Here is a 20,805-nt window from a genome sequence, read left to right as displayed (position 1 = left end):
AGAACACGAATTTAGATAAAAATTGCAATGGACATAAATTTAACAACACCAGCCTTACTTTTTCCTGCTATTTCTCTTTTATTGTTGGCTTACACCAACCGTTTTTTGGCCATAGCTACGTTAATCAGGAGCCTGCATCAGAAGCATTTGAATAGTCCTGATCACCCAACGCCAATTATTGGACAGATTGAAAACCTTAAAGCACGCTTGTCTTTGATTAAGCTGATGCAGATTTTTGGTGTATTCAGCTTTTTTCTTTGTGTACTTAGCATGTTGATGTTATTTCAGAATGCCACACAGGCCGGTAATTACATATTTGGCACCAGCATGGTGTTCCTGCTCATCTCCTTGGCCATATCGCTAAGAGAACTACAAATTAGCACTAAAGCATTGAACCTTGAATTGAGTGATATGGAACTAAAACGTAAGCTTTAAACCTGCTATTCAGTCTTTAAGGAATCAATTTCAGCGTCTGCCGGCATTTCAAACAGCGATGGATCTGGCTTATCTTCTGACAATACTACATTGGTAAAGGCAGATTGGTAGCGCACATCGCCAATGACTCCATCCGTGTACTTGTAGCCAGTAAAGCCAGATGGAACCCAAAGACCATTGACTTCTCGCCAGTCATATTTTAGTGCATTGTAGTTTTCGTGCTTTTCTCCAGAGAAGTAAGTTACTGTATAAAGCAACCATTCCATTTTATAGGTCTCTGGATTAAAATGGGCAATGTAGAAGTCATCATCTGCATCACCAACACCCTCGTTATAGCTTACTTTTAATGCTCTGTAGGAAGTGCTGTCCAGTGTTACGGTTCCTAAATCTTCATATTGTATTCCAGGGTCTGCCAGTACATATGGTATTGAGAAGAAATAAAATATCAAATTATGATAAAACCTGGGGGGCATAGTGCCGAAAGCTTCTTTATTTGGCGATACCCATACCTGCTCACCATCCATGCCTAATTTAAAGCTATCGCCTTTAATCAGGACTTTTCTGGATTTTAAATCAATCAGTTGGGTTTCTACCTTCTTTTCTCCCAAAGTGGTTTCAAGTTGGTATTGCAAGCTATTATACGTGTTCCACTTGTCTAAGCCGCCATGGGCATCTAAAGCTTTCTGGAGCAGTTCCGGGTATTCAATTTTCGAAGTTTCCGCTTTGTCAACGCCCGTTATGGTATTTTCTTCTTTAGAAGTTGGTTGACAACCTATAAATACCAAAACTAATAGAATAAGGATGATTTTTTTCATGGTCAAATCTATGTTGTTTATCCCAAACCTTATTGTCACGGAGTAGACAAAAGCAAAAAAAGCGATGATCTCTCATCGCTTTTTATATGAACTCATCATTTTTTATTCTTCAATAAATGCCTCGTATGACTTGAATACGATTGGTTCTATTTTGGCCTCTTCAATAAACTTGTTCATTTTGTTCATCTTTCCTTGTACTTTTTCAAAATTGGTAAGCGCGTCTTTGAACTGTTCTTCCAATAGCGTCATATTTTCAATTTCAGAAGAAGATGGAGGCTCAAAGCCTGAAGCTATCTTGCTGTATAAATTTGACAGTTTTTCCCTAAGCTGAGGTTCAGCGGAACCAACATAGTTGTCACCAGTAGTAATTACCAGTTTCTCTTTTAATGTATTTAGCTCTTTTGAAATTGGCTCTGCTACTTTTTTGCCATTGGCATTTACACTCATGACCTGCTCAGATTTGGCTATGGATTCATCTATTTTATAAACCAGATAGGCCAGTTGCTCTGACATATTATAAAGCTTCATTGTGGTTTCATGAAGTGCAACCCTATCCTGATCTGTAAGCAACGAATTAGGGTCATTAATTAGCTCCAGTTCGGTATCATATGTGTCTTTACCCTTACGCATTACTACTTTGTATTTACCAGCAGCCACCCTTGGTGAGGTGAAACCTCCAAAACTTAACGTTTTTCCTTTTGCCATTTTTGGTTGTTTGATAAGGTAGTTCCAGGTTACTACATTGATGCCTTTAGATTTACCGGGTGTCAGCTCGATGAGTTTGGTGCCATTTTCATCTAAAATATCAATGGCCATTTTACCAAATGTATGACGCTTTTTAAGGTAGTAGATGATCTTGGCATCCCTGTTTGGATTAGGTCCAACAAACTCCAGTTCTGTGCTGGTACCACCGAAATTGCTCTCTTCACTAATGACCGTTGGCTTACTATCAAAAAAGTGAACGTCTTGTTGTAACACGTCCTGACTGATTTGTCTTAATGGACTGATGTCATCTATGATTATTACACCACGGCCATGAGTTCCCAGTATTAGATCATTGGTTTTTTCACTTAACTCAATATAATGAACTGCCACAGCTGGCATATTATTGGTGAACTTATTCCAATTCTTACCTCCATCTATAGTAATATAAAGTCCAAATTCAGTACCTAAATAAAGCAAGTCTGGCTGCACAAAATCTTCCTGAATGTTTCTGGCAAAACCGTAGATATCATCTGTTACTATCGATTTCCATGTTGCCCCATAATCGGTAGTCTTGTAGGCATAAGTCTTCATATCGCCTGTTGTATGGCCTTCAAATACAGCGTAAGCCGTTCCTTTGTTATGGACGCTGGCCTCAATATGATAACACCATGTGTTGGCAGGTAGGCCTGGGATATTCTTAACTGTATTAGTCCAGCTCTTTCCTCCATCTTTGGTTACTTGAACGTTTCCGTCATCTGTTCCTACCCAAATCACATTCTCATCTAAGGGTGATTCTGCAATGGTAAAAATTGTTGTATGGTTTTCTGCACCAGAGTTGTCAACAGATAAACCACCAGATTTAGACTGATCTTGTTTTTTAGGATCATTGGTGGTTAGATCAGGGGAAATTTTAACCCATGTGTCACCCATATCTTCTGACTTATGAAGAAACTGGCTGCCCATATAAAACCTGTCAGGCTGGTGCTTGCTAATGGCCATTGGTGCGTTCCAGTTAAACCTTAGTTTAGGGTCTCCCTTTACAGGTAAAGGTTGAACGGTTTTTGTTCTTTTCTTCATAATATCATAGCGCCATACATTTTCTGCACCCTGCATTTCAGAATACACAAAATCTTTTGTTGGATGCTTCAAAACCCTAAAACCATCACCAAAACCGAGTACATTCCAATCCCTGGCCTCTATGCCTCCAGGAGAAGCTGATGGCCCATACCATGAACCATTATCCTGAAGACCACCATAGATGTTATATGGCTCTTTATCATCAATACTTATGTGATAAAATTGTGAAACCGGGATATTAGATACTATTTCGAAAGTAGTACCGCCATTCCATGAACGATAGACACCTCCATCTGTTCCAGAATAGATTCTATCAGAATCTTTGATATCGAATAATATGTCATGAATGTCTGGATGCATTTGACCAAGACTTTTGAAGGTTTTGCCGCCATCCCGGCTTAAGGAGCCAAACAAACCGGCTTTAACAACTACTTCAGGATATCTTGGATCAACCACAATCCTTGAGAAGTAGAAAGGTCTTACAACAAGACCAAAGTCGCTGTTAAGATGAGTCCAGCTTTTACCAGCATCATCCGATCTATAAAGGCCTTTATCTTCATTTTTCTCAGACTCAACTACAGAGTAAAGAATATTACTGTTTGAAGGGGCTACTGCTATTGCAAACCTGCCTAATTTGCCTTTAGGAAATCCATTGTGAATCTTGTTCCATGTTTTACCTGCATCTGTTGATTTGTATAAGGCACTGTTGTCACCACCAGAACTGAATGACCATCCTGTTCTTCTGAACTCCCACATGGCAGCATATAGTATGTTAGGATCTTTTGGATCCATTATAAGATCGCTGCAGCCTGTTTTGCCATCAGAGTAAAGGATTTTATTCCATGTAGCGCCACCATCTGTGGTTTTATATACGCCACGTTCTTCGCTGTCTTTATATAACCCACCAAGCACCCCAACATATATTTCGTTGGAATTGTTAGGGTTAATTTCTATGCTGCTGATTCTTTCCGAGTTGGCAAAGCCAACTTTTTTCCAGTTGGTGCCACCGTCTATAGATTTATAAAGACCGTCACCAACAGAGGTGCTGTTACGCGTCCATGTTTCACCAGTGCCCACCCATATTACCTTGTCAGGATCATTAGGATCAACAGCCACAACGCCAATGGACTGGGCATGTTCATCAAAAATAGGGTTGAAAGTAGCTCCACCATCGTTGGATTTCCAAACACCACCACCAGCAGTACCTGCATAAATTATTCTATTATTGGTAGGGTGGGCTTCAAGATCAGTGATTCTACCGCTCATCAATGCTGGTCCTATTTGTCTTGCTTTCAGATCCCCAAAGAGTTCTTTACCATTCAAGACTATTTCCTCCTGGGCATAGGCAGATAACGATGCTCCGAGAAAAAGAGCTATTAATATTTTTTTCATGTTGTTTTAGTTGATTTTGACTTATTTGATCGGAAACAAAAACGAAGGTGATTCAAAAGTATTACAATCTCGTCTTTGCGAGGAATCGAAGCAATCTCATGATTGTTCGCAAGTCCTTAGAAGAGATTGCTTCACTGCGTTCGCAATGACGCTTAACTTTTGAAACACCTTCGTTTAAATGTTTTAATTATTCTCCGTCTGGAAATGCAAACACTTTAGCATCTACTGTTGGATTAGCTTCAATGGTCTCAAACTTGATAGGCTGAGTTTGTCCACCTTTCATACCCTGGGACATAGAAAATGGGAAATAAAGACCGCTTACTTCATCATAATCACTGAAAGTTACTATTCCCATCATTCCTTTGGCTGGACCTGCAGGTATTTCCTGTTCTTCAGCTAACAGAACAAAGTTTTCCTTGTCAAAATAGTAGAAAGTAACATTATCCTGCTCAGCTCCATCAACAGTAATAGGCTCTTTGGTAAGCTTTAATTTGAAAGTTTCTGTGCCTTCTATAGTCTCTTCACCCATTAACTCTAGAGTGTAGCCTTTATCCTTATAGTCATAAAGGTCACTTGGGAAGTCATTGGCTTCTAGTTTTTGGTTGGCAGTTGTTTCAGCATCAGCTTTTTCAGCTGATAAAGATTGAAAGTTAGTATTCCAAACTACTTCTCCATCAAAAACACCTTGCATATATTCATTGCCCTGAAGGGAAATTTTTGTGTATTGCTTACCATCTTTCAATACTACAATTTCAAGAGGTATTTCCATTCCACCTTGATTTACCTTAGCAGTCATTTTGAGGCCTTCCAACTTACCCCAGGCGTCATATCCGCCTGTGTTTTCAAAGTAATTGGTTACTATTTCATCTGCACTTTGAGCGCTAGCAAAGCCAAACGCAAAAATAGCTAGTGCAAGTAGGGTTGATTTTTTTCTCATTATATATTATTTGGTTTTGTATATTCAATATTAGTAAATGTTTGTCAAAAACGTGTTATCAAAGGAATGAACGGTTAATATTCCAGACAATGTGTATATTTTGCTTCCAGAAATTATAACAAAGGAGTTGCTTATTGGTTATTGAAACATGGCGAATATTTTAATAGTAGGTGGAAGCAAAGGCATTGGATTTCAACTAGTCCAAAACCTTAGCGGCAATAATATAACTTCAGTTTCTAGATCACGATCCGGGGATTTGAACCAATCCGTAAACCAGGTTGAGTCTGATGTAACATCTGATGCTTATGAATATGAGGGAGAGGTGTTGGATAGTCTGGTTTATTGCCCGGGGAGCATCAATTTAAGACCTTTTAATAGGCTAAGTGAAAAGGATTTTATTGATGACTTTAATTTAAATGTACTTGGAGCGGTTAAATCAATTCAAGCCAACCTGGCTAAGCTGAAAAAGTCTTCAAATGGAAGCATTGTTCTTTTCAGCACTGTAGCAGTTGGTCAGGGTATGCCTTTTCATTCTTCAGTAGCAGCTTCAAAGGGAGCTATAGAAGGCCTGGTCAGGTCACTGGCTGCAGAGTTAGCGCCAGCAGTACGAGTAAATGCCGTGGCTCCTTCAGTCACCAATACACCCTTGGCCTCTAAGTTGTTGTCATCTGACGAGAAGATTGAAAAATCCGGAGAAAGGCACCCCATGAAAAGGGTTGGCCAGCCAGAAGATATTGCTTCTATTGTTGAGTTTTTAATCTCTGATAAATCTTCATGGATCACAGGTCAGGTTATTGGAGTTGATGGAGGTATGTCAACGGTAAGAAGTTTTTAAATTAGATTTTATAAGTTTAGGGTATGATCAGAAAATCATATCTGTTTTATATTTTACTGCTTATCAGTGGTTTGATATATAGCTGTAAAGAACAGCCAAATCATCTATTGGATCCGGGTATTTCCAAAGAACTGGCAGAGTTCAGAAAAGCTAACATTGAAAATGTTGTTTATAAACTGGAGTTTAACATTCCTGAAGATGACAAGCAGCAGATTAATGCCAGCCTTGAGCTTAATTTTGCCTATAAGGCAGAGGTAGTTGACCTCATCCTTGATTTTAATGCACCTTCTGACCTAATAAAGAAGGTTAGTGCTAACGGAAAAGTAGTAGAAGCACAAATCGATAAGGAGCATATTGTAATTAATGCCCAAGATCTTAACAAATCAAACACCATCAATATTGACTTTGTGGCCGGAGAGCAGTCGCTCAACAGACATGAAGAATATCTTTATACACTGTTTGTGCCAGAACGGGCTTCTACGTGCTTTCCATTATTTGATCAGCCTGATATAAAGGCGACTTATGAATTGAGCCTGGTGGTGCCTAAAGGTTGGGAGGCTGTAACTAATGGCCCACAGCAAAGTGTTGATGAAAAACAAAATAGGAAACACTATAAATTCAAAGCATCACAGAATATCAGCAGTTATTTGTTCGCTTTTGCCGCTGGCAGATTTGATAAAATTGAACGGGAGGTAGATGGACGGATGATGACTATGTTTCATCGCGAAACTGATTCAGTAAAGCTGGCAAATAATATTGAAGCAATATTTCAATGGCATGCAGAGTCATTAAACTGGCTTGAGGAGTATACGGGAATTAAATATCCTTTCGAAAAATTCGACTTTGTGTTACTGCCTTCATTTCAGTATGGCGGTATGGAGCATCCCGGCTCTATATTTTATAAAGCCTCATCATTACTTTTAGGTAAAACAAGCACTATAAATCAGCAAATAGGTAGGGGGAGGCTCATTGCCCATGAAACAGCGCACATGTGGTTTGGTGATTTGGTAACGATGCCCTGGTTTAATGATGTATGGCTGAAAGAGGTATTTGCCAACTTTATGGCTGCTAAAATTGTGAGGCCAAAATTCAACGGGATTAATCATGAATTACAATTTTTAATGGCTCATTACCCCTCGGCCTATGAGGTTGACAGGACCGATGGCACCCACCCAATTTCCCAGAATTTAGATAACCTAAAAAATGCAGGCTCATTGTATGGAAGCATTATTTATCAGAAAGCACCAATTGTAATGCAAATGCTTGAGCGAAATATTGGTGAAGAAGCCTTTCAAAAAGGTATTAGGGAGTACTTGTCAAAGTATCAATTTGATAATGCGAGTTGGGACGATTTGATTGCCATTATGGGGCAAAATACAGATAAGAACCTGAAAGATTGGAATGATAAGTGGGTTAAATCAGCTCGGATGCCTGAAATAAGGTACAGGATGGATGTGGAAAAGAAGAACCTGTTAAGGGTTAAACTGTTCACCAATAACACCAATAACAATAAATATTACCCACAATCATTAGTGATGGGGTTGGGAAAAGGAGATACACTTTTGCAGGTGCCTTATCAGGTCGCCAGCGCATTTGTGGAGTTAAAAATTGATTCACTAATTGACCCTGATTATCTCTTTACAAATTATTCTGGAATGGGTTATGGGTATTTTTCAATGGGGCCTTCCAGTATTGATTATTATCTAAGTAATATCAACGGTATTGAATCTTCTGTGTTAAGAGGTGCCCTTTGGATTAATATGTATGAATTGGTACTTGGGTCGGCCATTGCTCCAACAAAATATCTGGAGTCGCTATTAAAGTCGCTTGCTAAAGAAACGGAACCATTAATTATTGAGTACCTGAATAGCAGGCTTAAGGAAATTTTCTGGAATCTGCTTACCGAAGATCAAAGGGCTGCGTATGCAGCGAAAATTGAAGGGGTACTCTTTAATATGACCGTGAATGCTAAAAATGACAATCTTAAGAACAGTTTTTTTAAAACTTACTATGCTGTTGTCTCTACCCAAGCGGGTACTGGTCTGCTCTACAATCTATGGGGTGATAACTCGGAAAATGAGATTGATTTATCAGAGGATGATTTTATCAATATCACCTATGAGTTGGCACTTAGACTACCAGATAGCGCGCAGACTTTTATAGATCATCAATTATCCAGAATGAGCAATAAAGACAGAATAGATAAATTGAAGTTCGTGGCCCCATCGGTAAGTAATGATGAGAAAAAGAGGGATACCTTTTTCGAATCGTTGAAGGAACCGAAGAACAGGGAAAATGAAGATTGGGTTTTAACTGCTGTTCATAATCTGCATCATCCTTTAAGGCAAAAATCAGCCCTTAAATATATTAAGCCAAGCCTTGAATTATTAGAAGAAATAAAGATTACAGGTGACATATTTTTCCCTAAAAGATGGCTTGATGCTACATTTTGGGGACATCAGAGCGAAGATGCCAGTGATATGGTCAGGCAGTTCTTATATAGGCACCATGACTACCCTGATGACCTGAAAAATAAGATATTGCAATCCACTCATATACTGCTGAGAATTGCTGAAATTCAGGAGGAGTCTCAAGGGCAGGTTGTTATAAATTAATTTTACTTCTATTTTTATCGGATATTCGTTGTTTGGGTCAGTAACCTTTTATTATTTAAAGTGGTCTTTGTAAAACAGTTTGAAAAGAGATGAGTGAAGAGTTACTGAAAGCTATTATTCAGCTATTTGCTATTGTAGCCAGAGAACGTGTTACCGAAGATGAACGAGCCAATATAAAAGAGTTTCTGGCCGTTCATCTAAATCAGGAATCTTCAGGGTATTACCTCAAGCTGTTTGATAATCATTGCACAGAGTATAAGGTAGAAGAGAAGAAAGATGAGCTTGATGTAGATGACGAGACTTTGCAGTTCGTAGAGGACTGGTCACGTATTATGGCCATTGTAAAGAAGGTAAACCTTGCCCTTACAGCTCAGCAAAAGATCGTTCTGATCGTAAAGATTATTGAATTGGTATATGCCGATCATATGATCTCTGAGCGTCAGGATAATCTGATTTTTTATATCGGTGAAGCACTTAAGATTTCTAGAAAGGACATTTCGTCTTTAAAAACCTTTGTAATGGGAGAAGACCTTGATGAACTGTCTTCCAAGGATATTCTGATTGTTGATGAGGGTTCTGGAGAAATAAAGACCAAAGGCCCCAGAATAATTGCCAAAAACCTTACGGGTCTCATTGCTATTTTTAGACTGGCAGAAATTGAAACCTACTTTATTAAGTATTTGGGAATCAGTACATTGTATGTAAATGGTATTGCACTCAAAAGCCGTAAGATCGATATTTTTCCAACAGGCAGTACAATAAGAGGGGACAAGATTGAGACGGTATATTATAGTGATGTAGTTTCCAGGTTCCTGACTTCGCGAAGCCGGACAAACATCACCTTTTCTGCCGAGCACCTTTTTTATCATTTTAAGTCTGGAAAGGCGGGTATACAGAACGTGGACTTCTCAGTTAACGGAGGTAAACTTATTGGTATAATGGGCGCCAGTGGTTCAGGAAAATCAACACTCCTGAGTGTAATTAATGGTATTGAAAAACCATCAGGGGGTAGAGTTATTGTTAACAGTATCAACATTCATGAGAACCCTGAGTTAGTTGAAGGAGTCATTGGCTATATTCCACAGGACGACCTGTTAATGGAAGAATTGAGTGTTTTTGACAATCTCTATTATGCTGCGCGCTTATGTTTCAGTCAGTATTCCAAGGAAGAGACAGAGGCTTTGGTTGAAAAGGTCTTGTTGAATCTTGGTTTGAGTGAAATTCAAAATTTGAAAGTTGGAAGCCCATTGGATAAAACCATAAGTGGTGGACAGAGAAAAAGGGTAAATATAGGTCTTGAGTTGTTAAGGGAGCCCAGCATTCTCTTTGTAGATGAGCCTACTTCCGGGTTGTCTTCGCAAGACTCAGAGAATATCATGGATTTACTCAAAGAATTATCTTTGAGAGGTAAGATGATTTTTGTAGTCATTCATCAACCCTCTTCTGACATATTCAAAATGTTTGATGATTTGCTGATTTTGGATGTTGGCGGATATCAAATCTATTATGGAAATCCAGTTGAGGCCATCACTTACTTTAAAGAGATAGTTGATGCTGCCAATAAAAACCAAAGCTCTTGCCCTGAGTGTGGAAACATTAATCCGGAGCAAATATTTAGCATTATAGAAACCAAAATTGTTAACGAGTTTGGGCGACTGACCAAAACAAGAAAAGTTTCACCTAGTCAGTGGTATCAGTATTATAGAAAATACAATAAAGGTCTCAAGATCAATCATACAAAGGAGACCATAAGGGTAACGCAGAAAATACCGAATTTCTTAAAGCAGCTCAAAGTCTTTATAAAAAGGGATGTGCTATCTAAAATTTCCGATAAGCAATATATGTTTATCAACCTGCTGCAAGCGCCCTTGCTAGCACTTTTTATGACCTTCTTGGTGCGGTATTATGCCACTATTGAAGTTGATAACCCGGTATATACATTCTTTCAGAATGATAATATACCAGTCTATTTCTTCATGAGTATTATTGTTGCACTGTTTATGGGGCTGACTGTCAGTGCGGAGGAAATATTTAGAGATAGGAAAATCCGGAAAAGAGAGAGTTTCTTAAACCTGAGCAAGGGTAGCTATCTGCTGTCAAAGATTTTAATTCTGTTTGGTATATCGGCCATTCAAACGGCTTCATTCGTATTGGTAGGCAATACGGTGCTGGGTCTGCATGATATGGGCATTAGCTTTTGGTTAATTCTGTTCAGCTGTTCTTGTTTCTCAAACATGCTCGGGCTCAATATTTCGGCTACTTTTAATTCTGCTGTAACTATCTATATTCTTATCCCTATTTTACTGATCCCTCAACTTTTGTTGAGTGGTGTAGTTATCAACTTTGATAAATTTAATCCAATGGTGACCACTATGGATGGTGTGCCAGCGGTAGGAGAGGTTATGGCTTCAAGGTGGGCATTTGAAGCTGCATTGGTTACTCAGTATAAGGATAATCCTTATGAGAGACAATTTTATGATTTGGATAAAAGAATGGCTGATGCTGAGTACAAGAAGCTCTATTATTTGCCACGCCTGGAGTCTGAGCTTTCTTTTGTGTTTAACAACCTTCGTTTTAAACTCAATCCGCAAATGGCAGAGGAAATGCGAAATTCGTTATCTCTATTAAGAAATGAGCTTTCCAATGAACTGGAGATTGTAGGTCAGGATAAGTTTAATCGGTTTGACAGACTTATTATTGAGAGGTTTGATTCTGCCACTTTTAAGGAAACAGACCGCTTTATAGGTACCTTGAAACAATTTTATGTTAACAGGTTTGTGAAGGCCGAACATGAATTGGAGGCATTAATTAATGAACTGACAAACACCCCAGAAGATAAGAAGGCACTTGATTCTACAAGATTGGTTTATCAGAATGAGGCAATAATATCGGCCTTAAGAAACAATACCACAGAATTTAGGGTGATTAATATTGATAATAGGTTGGTTAGGAAAATTGATCCCATCTATTTTACAGATCATAAGCCATCTAATTTCTTTGACTTCAGGGCCAACTTTTATGTGCCTGTAAAACATTTTATGGGGCAGCATTTTGACACACTTTACTTTAACATTAGTATTATATGGGCCATGTGTTTATTCCTCTTTATAACTTTGTATTTTGATGCACTTAAAAGGGTAGTAAAAGCACTTACTGAAAGAAGAAGAAAGTCCACACCACAGTTCTAAAATCTTTGAAAATAGGCTTTTGAGTATGTATTTATTCATTTAAATACTATATTGTCAGCCGTTGATGGCAACTTATCCTGGTTTTTGAATTCCAAAGCACCTGATAAGTTATAAACCATAATTTTTTCAACTATGAAGAAGTCTATGTCTGACCTTCTGCTTAAAGCTCACTTCAATGACTTGAAAGAAGAGCTTAATAGGGCTATAAGAAGCACTAAAAATGAAGAGGATGATGAGGTGGTAAAAGTGCTTAAGAAGACATTTAATTACCTTAAGAAAAAGGCAGAGGATTCATCCCTTGATGATCGCGGAGTGGTGCTTTACAATGACATTGCCTGCGTACTTGATGATATTGCTTCAGGTAAGTATCAGCGCAATAAGGACAGTGAAGATTAAGCCATTGTCATTGTATTGATAGAATCATACAAGGTTAGGGTAAAAGTTGTTCCTTCCCCTAAATGCGAGGTAACGGAAATATGTCCACCCAGCTTGCCTACAGTATCTTTTACAATATACAAGCCCAGTCCGGAACCTTCGGCCTTGTCATTAGAAGCTCTAAAGAACATATCAAATATTTTGTCGAGATGCTGTTGATCGATACCCATACCATTGTCGGCTACTTCTATAGAAGTGGTGCATTTTTCTAAATCCTGATTTACCAATATTTTAACAATAGGCTCTGACTGCTCATAGTTATGATATTTGATGCAATTTGTGATAAGGTTGCTTAGTACTATTTTCAATCTTTTTTCATCTGATTTAATCACCAGATCTGTAGGGTATTTCTTAATAAGCTCAACCCTGTGGGCATTGTCATAGTATTTCAAATCATCGCAGACACTGGAAATGACAGCATCAAAAGCAACATCTTCGGAAGATACTTCCCTTTTTGCGTTGATAGAATACTCCATAATGCTTTTTATAAAATCTTCAAGTTTAGCAACACTGGTATTCATCATGCTCAGGTATTGCTTCTGGTTTTCACCAGGGTTTTCCAACTGCGCCAGGTTTATCAGCCCTTTTAGGGACTTTAATGGGGCTACCAAATCGTGAGAAGACCTGTAAACGAAATTGTCAAGTTCTGTATTGGCAACTATCAGATCTTCATTGGCTTCTTTCAGCTGCTCCCTTTGAAGAATAAGTTCTTTTGTTCTGTTATGAATAATGGTCTCAAGCCTTCTGTTCAAGCGCTTTAGCCTGCCTGTTCTGTACCTGTAGAAACCAGCAATTGTTAAGCCCATTATTACAATACCAATGGCATAGTAGTACTTGTTTTTATACCATGGGGTAGGAATAGTAAAAGCATGGCTGGCCACAGCCGTTTCGGTTCCATCAGGTAGTAAGGCTTTTACTTCAAAGCTATACTCACCACCATCAAGATTGGTATATTCTTTCTTAATGTCACTTTTCCATTCACTAAAGGTAGGATCATAACCTTTTAAATAGTAGGCGTACTGTAGGTCAGACTTGTCGTAGCCAGGAGTGGCAAAGTGAAATTCTAAAGATGTTAAGGTATTATCAATATCATACTTTGAGGTCACCTCAGTTATTGATGTTGAAGGCTTGTAGCCCTTTTCCGGGTATGCTTTCGGCCATTGAAGGTAGCTCACACCCAAAATACTACCAATCCATACATTGCCTCTTTTGTCGATGATAAAATCGCGTAATTCATTGGTTTGCAGCCCTTTGGACTTATTAATGGTCTTCACTACATCACCTTCCGCATTCATCAATTTAAGCCCACTGTACCATGTTGAAATAGCATAAAGGCTGTCTCTGAATATTTGCGCATCATATATGCCACTTTTTTTCCATATTTTATGTGTTGATTCTGCAAATGGAATTATTGTATTTGATTTAGGAAAATATTCATAAATGCCATTTTGAGAAGTGAACATTAAATAGGTGGAGTCGTTGTCAATTTTAGGAAGTGCCACATAGACATTATCCTCTTTCCAGGTGTACTGATCGTTGAGAAGAACAGCAGTGTCACTTTCTATGCTATAAATACCTCCATCAAACTTGCTGGCAAGCAGATTACCATCAACTGTAAGAATCCCTGCATTTTTAATATCAATATGGGTTCCACTCTCACCGTCATACCTTACCAGGCCTTGGTATGAAGAGAAAAACACATTATTGTCAATAGTTTCTACCTGCCAAAATGTACCAAATTCAGTCTCCTCAGATACCGTACCTCTTAAGGAAGTGTATTTATAGTGGTTTAAAGAATCCTTTTCCAAATAGCCAAACTCATCATACCCTCCAATATAAAATCTTCCATCCGTGCCTATGTGTATGGAATACGTTGCTGAGAAGTTGACTATGGGAATAATTTCCCATTCGCTGCCATCGTATTTTAAGATGCCGTTTTCATTGGCAAAGTATAAATCACCATTAGAATCCATCACCCCGCTATAGTTAATAGCTGCCGCTTTATAGTCACCAGTACTAAAATTTCTGACGGTTACACTGTCTGCTTTTTGAGCCAACAATAGTGGGCTTGCAAGTAGTGAGATTATGGTGAGTAAATATCTTAGCATCTATATGCTTTAAACGGAATAATTTAACGAGGTATTTTGTGTAATCCAAGTAACGGCTTCGTTTACAAACACTTGAAAAACAGATAGATTATTAATAATTGATTTTTTTGGAATATTAAATGAGTGGTCAGCATTTTCTATAACATGCAGTTTTGCCAGAGGCAATTTAGCGGCAACATCTTTCATCAAATCTAGCTGAGCCAGCTTATCCCTGCTGCCCTGAAGAAAAAGTATGGGCTTTGAAATTTCCTTGAGATGATCTGCCCGATCAATTGATGGTTTGCCCATGGCATGCAAGGGAAACCCAAAAAAGATCAAACCAAAAATGTCAGTGTTGTTTAAGGCTGTAAACTGTGAACTCATTCTTCCGCCATAAGATTTGCCAGAGAGGATTATTGGTAGATCAGGTAAATTTTTTAGGGCAAACTCGTATACCTTTTCAATTACGTGATGGGCTTTTGTAGGAGAATCAGGGAGCTTCTTGCCATTTTGCATGTAAGCGAAATTGAACCTTACTACTGTGAAAATGGATTCGCTAAAAGCTTCAGCCACTTGTTCCATAAAAGGATGGGTCATACCAGCACCGGCACCATGGGCCAAAAGCAGAATATATTCTGCCTTGCTGCTGCTGTTGATTATCAAATCAACAGCACCATAATCGGTTGAAACAAAGGTGAAATTGGCCAAGCACATCAATTTAAAAATTGATCAATGTGCAAAGGTGCAAATTTTGCGCAAACAAACCAGAATGTTAATTATACAAAAGTGAAACTAATACATTATATTCACGTTTGTATAACAAATAAAATTTTATGAAAGGCGAATACATCGGTGAATTGGAAGAGCTGGTTTTATTAACCGTTGGGGCTTTATATCAGGAGGCATATGGTGTGGCAGTTATGGAAGAAATAGAGCGGCAGACAGGAAGAAACCTTAATATAAGTGCAATTCATTCTGTACTAAAAAGACTGGAGGCCAAGAACCTGGTCAAATCTGAAATGGGTGGGGCTACCAAAGAAAGGGGAGGCCGAAGAAAAAGAATCTTCAACCTTACTAATCTGGGAAAGAAAGCATTGGATGAATCTATGCAAGTAAGGAGTCAGCTCTACAACCAGATACCACAAATCTCATTTAATTTTTCTTAAGATGCATCAGCCACCTAAATGGGCGGACCGATTTTTAAGCTGGTATTGCAACCCGGACCTGTTGGAAGAAATTCAAGGCGATGCCTATGAGCTTTTTGACAGTAGGGTGTCTAAAGAAGGTATATCAGTGGCAAGGAGAAAATTTATCTGGGATGTCATCAGGTTTTGCAGGTGGTCAAATATTAAAAGAACAACAACTCAAAATAAAACACTTAACAACACAGCTATGATTGGAAATTATTTTAAAACCGGAATGCGCAACCTTGTCAAAGATAAGGTTACTTCAACCATCAGCGTTTTGGGCCTTGCCCTTGCCGTAGGCACCGCTATAACATCTTACATTTTTGTCAATTTCTTTCTTGATATGGATAATTTCCATTCAAAAAGAGACCGTATTTATCAGGTTATCAATACTGTAAATGCCCAGGGGCAAAACCAGCAGTGGAGCGATGTGCCCATAACCATGGAGGCATCGTTGAAAGACATAACCGGGGTGGAAGCACTGACAAGGATAGAGTATGGATCAGGAAATATGAGATTTAATGACCTGGTCTTTAATGAGTTCATCTATTTTTCAGATCCTGAATTCCTTAAAATTTTTGATTTTCCTATCGAAATTGGCAGCAGGGAGGTGTTAAATGATAAATCACAAATTTTTCTTAGTAAGCGTGTAGCAGTCAAGTATTTTGGGGATGAAGACCCTATTGGTAAACAGGTTTCCATTAAATATGATGATGGCACCATTTACAACTACTTTATTGGCGGGGTCTTTGAGAAATTTCCTAACGGTGCCAGTTTTGCGCCACCGGTGCTCATATCTATTGAAAGTTACTTTGACCAGAATCCAGATATAAGAAATGACTGGTCTCACCTAACGGATGGGCTATTCTTAACGTTAGCTGCAAATGCTAACATCACTGATGTTGAATCCCAATTTCCGCCAATGGTAAAACTTCAAAATGACTCCAAGGCCGAAATGCAGTCAAAGTCTTTTGAGCTGATGAGCATGAATGATGTTTCTTTGAACAATCACAAAATTATAGGCAGTGTAATAGGAGGCGGGCATCCTGCAGGCCGTATATTATTGTCCGTCATAGCTGTTTTACTGCTGATTTTAGCTTGTGCCAATTACGTTAATATCTCCGTGAGTTCATCTGCCAAACGCCTTAAAGAGATTGCAATGCGAAAAGTATTGGGTGGAACAAGAAACATGGTAATCAAACAGTTCTTAATTGAAAATGTCATCATTTGTTTGATAGCCATCGGAGTAGGGGTGCTGATTAGTTACTTCCTTTTCTTGCCCGGTTTTAATAGCCTGCTTCCTATTGTCATACCGTTCTCATTTTCTTCAGTGTTGAACATGGGTCTCTTTTTTGGCGTATTGCTGGTTTTTGTGGGCTTGGCTTCAGGGCTATATCCGGCTTTTTATATCTCTAAATTCCAGGCCATCACCATTTTTAGAGGCAATCAGAAGTTTGGCCAGAAGTCGCTTTTTAGCCGGATATTATTGACACTACAATTTGTCATTGCTTTTTTTACCATTGTCACAAGCTTTGTTTTTACAGATGTGAGCATGCAATTGGTCAATGCCGATTGGGGTTATGAAGCAGAGGATGTGATAACCGTGCCAATCAATAACAATCAGGTCTATACTGCCTTGCATGATAAGCTTTTAGAAAACCCTAAGGTTAAAGCTGTTAGTGGTTCTTTTGGACACATTGGCCCTTATAATAGAATATCAGTGGTTAAACATGCTGAAACCGAACTACAGTCGAATATCTACATGACTGACGAAAACTATTTGGATGTACTGGATTTGAAATTGCTGGAAGGGCGTTATTTCAGCTCAAAGGGCGATGTCAATAATGCTGTGGTTTCTCAAAGGCTTGTCAGAAAAATGAAATGGACTGAGCCGCTTAAAAGCCATTTTTATTATGATAGTGTGCGGTATGAGGTTATAGGTGTGGTTGAAGATTTTGCAACGGACAATTATTACCACGAAGCATTTCCGGTGGCTTTTATTCCCAAATTTGAGACGGGGTTTAATTACCTGACCATGAAAACAACAGAAGGCGACAAGACAGCAGCCATGGAAGATGTTAAAGCAACCTGGAAAGAAATTGCTCCTGATGACCCTTTTGAAGGTATTTATCAAACCAAAGTGATGGACGATTTCTATGATGAAAACCGATCAAATGTTATTCTTATCAGCAGCATAGCAGGCATCACTTTGTTTCTCGCCTGCCTGGGACTTTATGGCCTTGTCACCTTTAACATCAACAGGCGAATGAAGGAATTTAGTGTGCGCAAAGTACTGGGCGCCAACCTCTCGGCCATTGTGGGGCTCATCAATAGGGATTATGTATGGATATTAACGATAGCTTTTGTCATAGGCGCCCCTCTAGGCGTAATCAATATGGGTAGCATGGTTAAATCTATTTACCCTGATGCACCGGGTGTTACGGCTTACCCCATTGTGATAGCCATATTGCTGATGGTCATAGCTTTTGCAATAACCGTGGGTGGCCAGATTTACAGGGTATCAAAAAAGAACCCTGCCGATAATTTACGAACTGAATGAAAAGGCTAGAACCTTGAGTTCGATTAATAAAATCGACCGTCATACCGGAAAATAAAGGTTTACATTTTAAAAAACCTTTATTTATCCGGCCTGCCTGCCGGCAAAGGCAGGTATCTCTTGACTATTAGGTAGGGATCACTTTACGATAATTTTCGGGACGAGATGATGTTTTAAGGGAAGTCTTATTTGAATGATTTATCGGGTTCAGGCTAGAAGGACAGTGTGAATCTTGTGCCTTGTCCTTCGGCTGATGCCACATGAATGGCACCCTTGTGTGCCTGCATAATTTGTTTAGAAAGGCTCAGGCCAATGCCTGAGCCTTCTTTTTTGGTGGTGTAAAAAGGAATAAAAATATTCTCTAATTTCTCTTTTTCTATGCCACTGCCATTGTCTTCTACAATTACCTGAAACCTGTCATTGAGTTTAATCGACTCTATTTTGATGGTGCCCTCAGGTGTATTGGCCAAAGCTTCCCTGGCGTTTTTAATGAGGTTAATCAGTACTTGCTCTATCAACTCAGCATCTATGATGAGTTTGTGCTTTTTAACATTGACCTTCAGATCGATATTGGCTTTTTTAAGGTCTGTAATTAGCAGGTTTACTACCGAATCAATTACTTCTTTAATATCGGTTTCCTTAAAATCAGGCTGAGGAAGTTTGGATAACTCCCCATAAGCGTTAACAAAGTTCACAAGGCCTTTGCTCCTTTTTTCTACCGTCTTTAAGCCTATGTGCAGGTCATCAAGCTCATCTTGTTTTAGTGACGAAAGGTCTTTAAGCTGGCCGGAGTTATCTATAATCATGGAATTGACAACCTCTGTGAGCGTAGAAATAGGAATGGCCGAATTCTTTATTTCATGGGTCAGCACCCTGATCAGCTTTTGCCAGGACTCCAACTCATTGGCTTCCAACTCACGATTGATGTTCTGAAATGACACCAGCTTGTACAAATGGTCTTCCATTTTAATCTCCTTCACCATCACAGACAGGTTGAGCAACTCATTGCCAATAAACACCTTTATCAATTCCTTTTCACCACTATTAAGTTTAAGGATCAAATGATACAGGTCTGCATCAATTGATTTTACAGCACTTATGGTTTTGAAGAAGGGTTTATTGAAAAGTGATTTGGCAGCATCGTTAATCAAAGTGACGCGCTCATCATCTTCATAATACCCGATCATTGGTACTATTGAGTGTTCCACTATAGTTTGCAGGAAATGATAATTCGACTCCTTTTCATGCTTTAGCTGCCTGAATTTACCAATTATGGCATTATAGGCCATGTGGAGCTCGTTGCTCTTTTCTCCTGTTTTGGTATTGGAGTAGGAGTTGGTAAAGTCATTTTGCTGAATACCCAAAAGAAAATTTTTCAGCTCTTTTTGATGCCTTTCCAACAGGCGAATTAAACTTGCGGAAATAAGTATAACTCCAAGAATTAGCCAGATGCACAAAAGCCAAAAGCCCGTTTCCATGAGCACATAGAAAGTAGTAAGGCTTAACAGCACTATAAAAATGAGATGCAGCACTATTTTCAATCTGTAGCTTCTCACACCTCTAAGTCCTTATCTAAGATTTCACTTATTTCTGTTAGCACGGTGTCCAACTCTTTGGCATTGTCAGTTATTTCAGTAAAGTAATAGCTCCGTTTTTCTTCATCATTCAGATCTTCAAACTTGGTAAGGTTAACCAGTCCCAGAATCCTTGCTAATGGACTTCGTGCCCGATGTGAGTTAAGGTAGGCATATTTGCTAATACCCAGGTTCTGTACTTCCAACTTTTTAGATTTATCTTCCAGAAGCACTTCCAGTTGCGTTTTGGTGGTTGCCAGCGTTTCCTTCTGGTGCTTGATTTTTTTATTTTTTTCATTCAGCACCTTTTCATATTTCAGGTGCTCAGATTTAAACAGGTCAAAGCAAAAGTAGATCAGCAGTGTACTGAGTACAATATTGAGATAGTAGGGGACGAGTGCCTTTTCAAAAGGTATAAGGGGTTCAATATGAGCATATAATATCTTGACGACCATAAAAGTTGAAATACTTAAAATAAACAGGGACAGATAGTGAACCCGTTTCTCAAAAAACAACACCGGACAGAAGGCGGTGGTCAAGAACAGAAAATCATAGCCGCCATTCTCGCCATGGTATAAGCTGCCCACCACCTGCATGAGAATGGCAAAACTGAAAAAGATATACCTTGAAATAATAAAATGTCCTTTTACATGCGCAACCATCAGGGAAATGAAGATGACAAGCTCGCCCATACAAATCCAGAAGGGGGTGATGGCTCCTATGCTTAGTAAAAACACGGTTATAATGAGAAGGACAATGATTGTCAGAACGGACATGATATTAAAAATCCTATAAACACGGTTGTCTTTATAAGAAAGTGAGGGGCGGTTAAAAAGTAGGTCAGGCTTCATCCGATGTCTTTAAATGTCTCTGGATAACTTTCATAAAATTAACATTGTATTATATTTCGGGTATCTCAAAACTGTTTGAACAAACATTATTAAATTTAGGTTAGCAACCTTGTAC

General features: G+C 38.8%; 14 protein-coding genes. 7 read left to right on the top strand and 7 right to left on the bottom strand.

What is annotated here, in order from left to right:
* The first annotated feature begins 27 nt into the window (after positions 1–27).
* The gene (locus RIB54_RS03030) at positions 28–435 is read left to right on the top strand and encodes a DUF2721 domain-containing protein (protein WP_350099218.1); all 408 of its coding nucleotides are present in this window, start codon (positions 28–30) and stop codon (positions 433–435) included.
* A gap of 5 nt (positions 436–440) precedes the next feature.
* Here the strand turns inward: RIB54_RS03030 and RIB54_RS03025 are convergent, their stop codons facing one another.
* The 3 genes from RIB54_RS03025 to RIB54_RS03015 form a co-directional block, all read right to left on the bottom strand.
* On the bottom strand, positions 441–1,250 hold the full coding sequence (locus tag RIB54_RS03025; protein WP_350069993.1) for a DUF6503 family protein: 810 nt from the start codon (positions 1,248–1,250) through the stop codon (positions 441–443).
* Between the two features lie 102 nt (positions 1,251–1,352).
* Positions 1,353–4,424 (bottom strand): WD40/YVTN/BNR-like repeat-containing protein, encoded by a 3,072-nt coding sequence (locus RIB54_RS03020; RefSeq protein WP_350099217.1) that lies wholly within the window; start codon positions 4,422–4,424, stop codon positions 1,353–1,355.
* A gap of 187 nt (positions 4,425–4,611) precedes the next feature.
* Positions 4,612–5,361, bottom strand: a complete 750-nt coding sequence (locus tag RIB54_RS03015; RefSeq protein ID WP_350099216.1) for an outer membrane lipoprotein-sorting protein — start codon at positions 5,359–5,361, stop codon at positions 4,612–4,614.
* A gap of 148 nt (positions 5,362–5,509) precedes the next feature.
* Between RIB54_RS03015 and RIB54_RS03010 the strand changes: the two genes are divergently transcribed.
* The 4 genes from RIB54_RS03010 (at position 5,510) to RIB54_RS02995 (ending at position 12,395) form a co-directional block, all read left to right on the top strand.
* Positions 5,510–6,196: an SDR family NAD(P)-dependent oxidoreductase gene (locus RIB54_RS03010; protein WP_350070002.1), complete on the top strand. Its 687-nt coding sequence runs from the start codon at positions 5,510–5,512 to the stop codon at positions 6,194–6,196.
* A 23-nt stretch (positions 6,197–6,219) separates the two neighbouring features.
* The gene (locus RIB54_RS03005) at positions 6,220–8,811 is read left to right on the top strand and encodes a M1 family metallopeptidase (RefSeq protein ID WP_350099215.1); all 2,592 of its coding nucleotides are present in this window, start codon (positions 6,220–6,222) and stop codon (positions 8,809–8,811) included.
* Positions 8,812–8,900: 89 nt separating this feature from the next.
* Complete coding sequence (locus tag RIB54_RS03000; RefSeq protein ID WP_350099214.1) at positions 8,901–11,999, top strand: ATP-binding cassette domain-containing protein; 3,099 nt, start codon at positions 8,901–8,903, stop codon at positions 11,997–11,999.
* A 132-nt stretch (positions 12,000–12,131) separates the two neighbouring features.
* Entirely contained in the window at positions 12,132–12,395 is a 264-nt protein-coding gene (locus RIB54_RS02995; protein ID WP_350070010.1) for a hypothetical protein, read from the top strand.
* Here the strand turns inward: RIB54_RS02995 and RIB54_RS02990 are convergent.
* Positions 12,392–14,542, bottom strand: coding sequence for an ATP-binding protein (locus tag RIB54_RS02990; protein ID WP_350099213.1), 2,151 nt, complete (start codon positions 14,540–14,542; stop codon positions 12,392–12,394). The genes RIB54_RS02995 and RIB54_RS02990 overlap by 4 nt on opposite strands.
* Positions 14,543–14,551: 9 nt before the next feature.
* Positions 14,552–15,229 carry an alpha/beta hydrolase family protein gene (locus tag RIB54_RS02985; RefSeq protein ID WP_350099212.1) on the bottom strand — a complete coding sequence of 226 codons (678 nt, stop codon included), beginning with the start codon at positions 15,227–15,229 and terminating at the stop codon, positions 14,552–14,554.
* A gap of 125 nt (positions 15,230–15,354) precedes the next feature.
* Here RIB54_RS02985 and RIB54_RS02980 point away from each other — a divergent pair, with 125 nt between their 5' ends.
* Both RIB54_RS02980 and RIB54_RS02975 read left to right on the top strand, forming a co-directional pair.
* Positions 15,355–15,687 (top strand): PadR family transcriptional regulator, encoded by a 333-nt coding sequence (locus RIB54_RS02980; RefSeq protein WP_350099211.1) that lies wholly within the window; start codon positions 15,355–15,357, stop codon positions 15,685–15,687.
* Between the two features lies 1 nt (position 15,688).
* Positions 15,689–18,268, top strand: coding sequence for an ABC transporter permease (locus RIB54_RS02975; protein WP_350099210.1), 2,580 nt, complete (start codon positions 15,689–15,691; stop codon positions 18,266–18,268).
* 209 nt (positions 18,269–18,477) lie between these two features.
* Here the strand turns inward: RIB54_RS02975 and RIB54_RS02970 are convergent, their stop codons facing one another.
* Positions 18,478–19,821 carry a sensor histidine kinase gene (locus tag RIB54_RS02970; protein WP_350099209.1) on the bottom strand — a complete coding sequence of 448 codons (1,344 nt, stop codon included), beginning with the start codon at positions 19,819–19,821 and terminating at the stop codon, positions 18,478–18,480.
* On the bottom strand, positions 19,818–20,690 hold the full coding sequence (locus RIB54_RS02965; RefSeq protein ID WP_350099208.1) for a hypothetical protein: 873 nt from the start codon (positions 20,688–20,690) through the stop codon (positions 19,818–19,820). Before RIB54_RS02965 ends, RIB54_RS02970 begins: the two co-directional genes overlap by 4 nt.
* Between the last annotated feature and the right edge of the window lie 115 nt (positions 20,691–20,805).

Origin of the sequence: Fulvivirga sp., assembly GCF_040218215.1 — a bacterium.
Taxonomy (GTDB): Bacteria; Bacteroidota; Bacteroidia; order Cytophagales; family Cyclobacteriaceae; genus Fulvivirga.
This window is presented reverse-complemented; position numbering and strand designations above follow the sequence as displayed.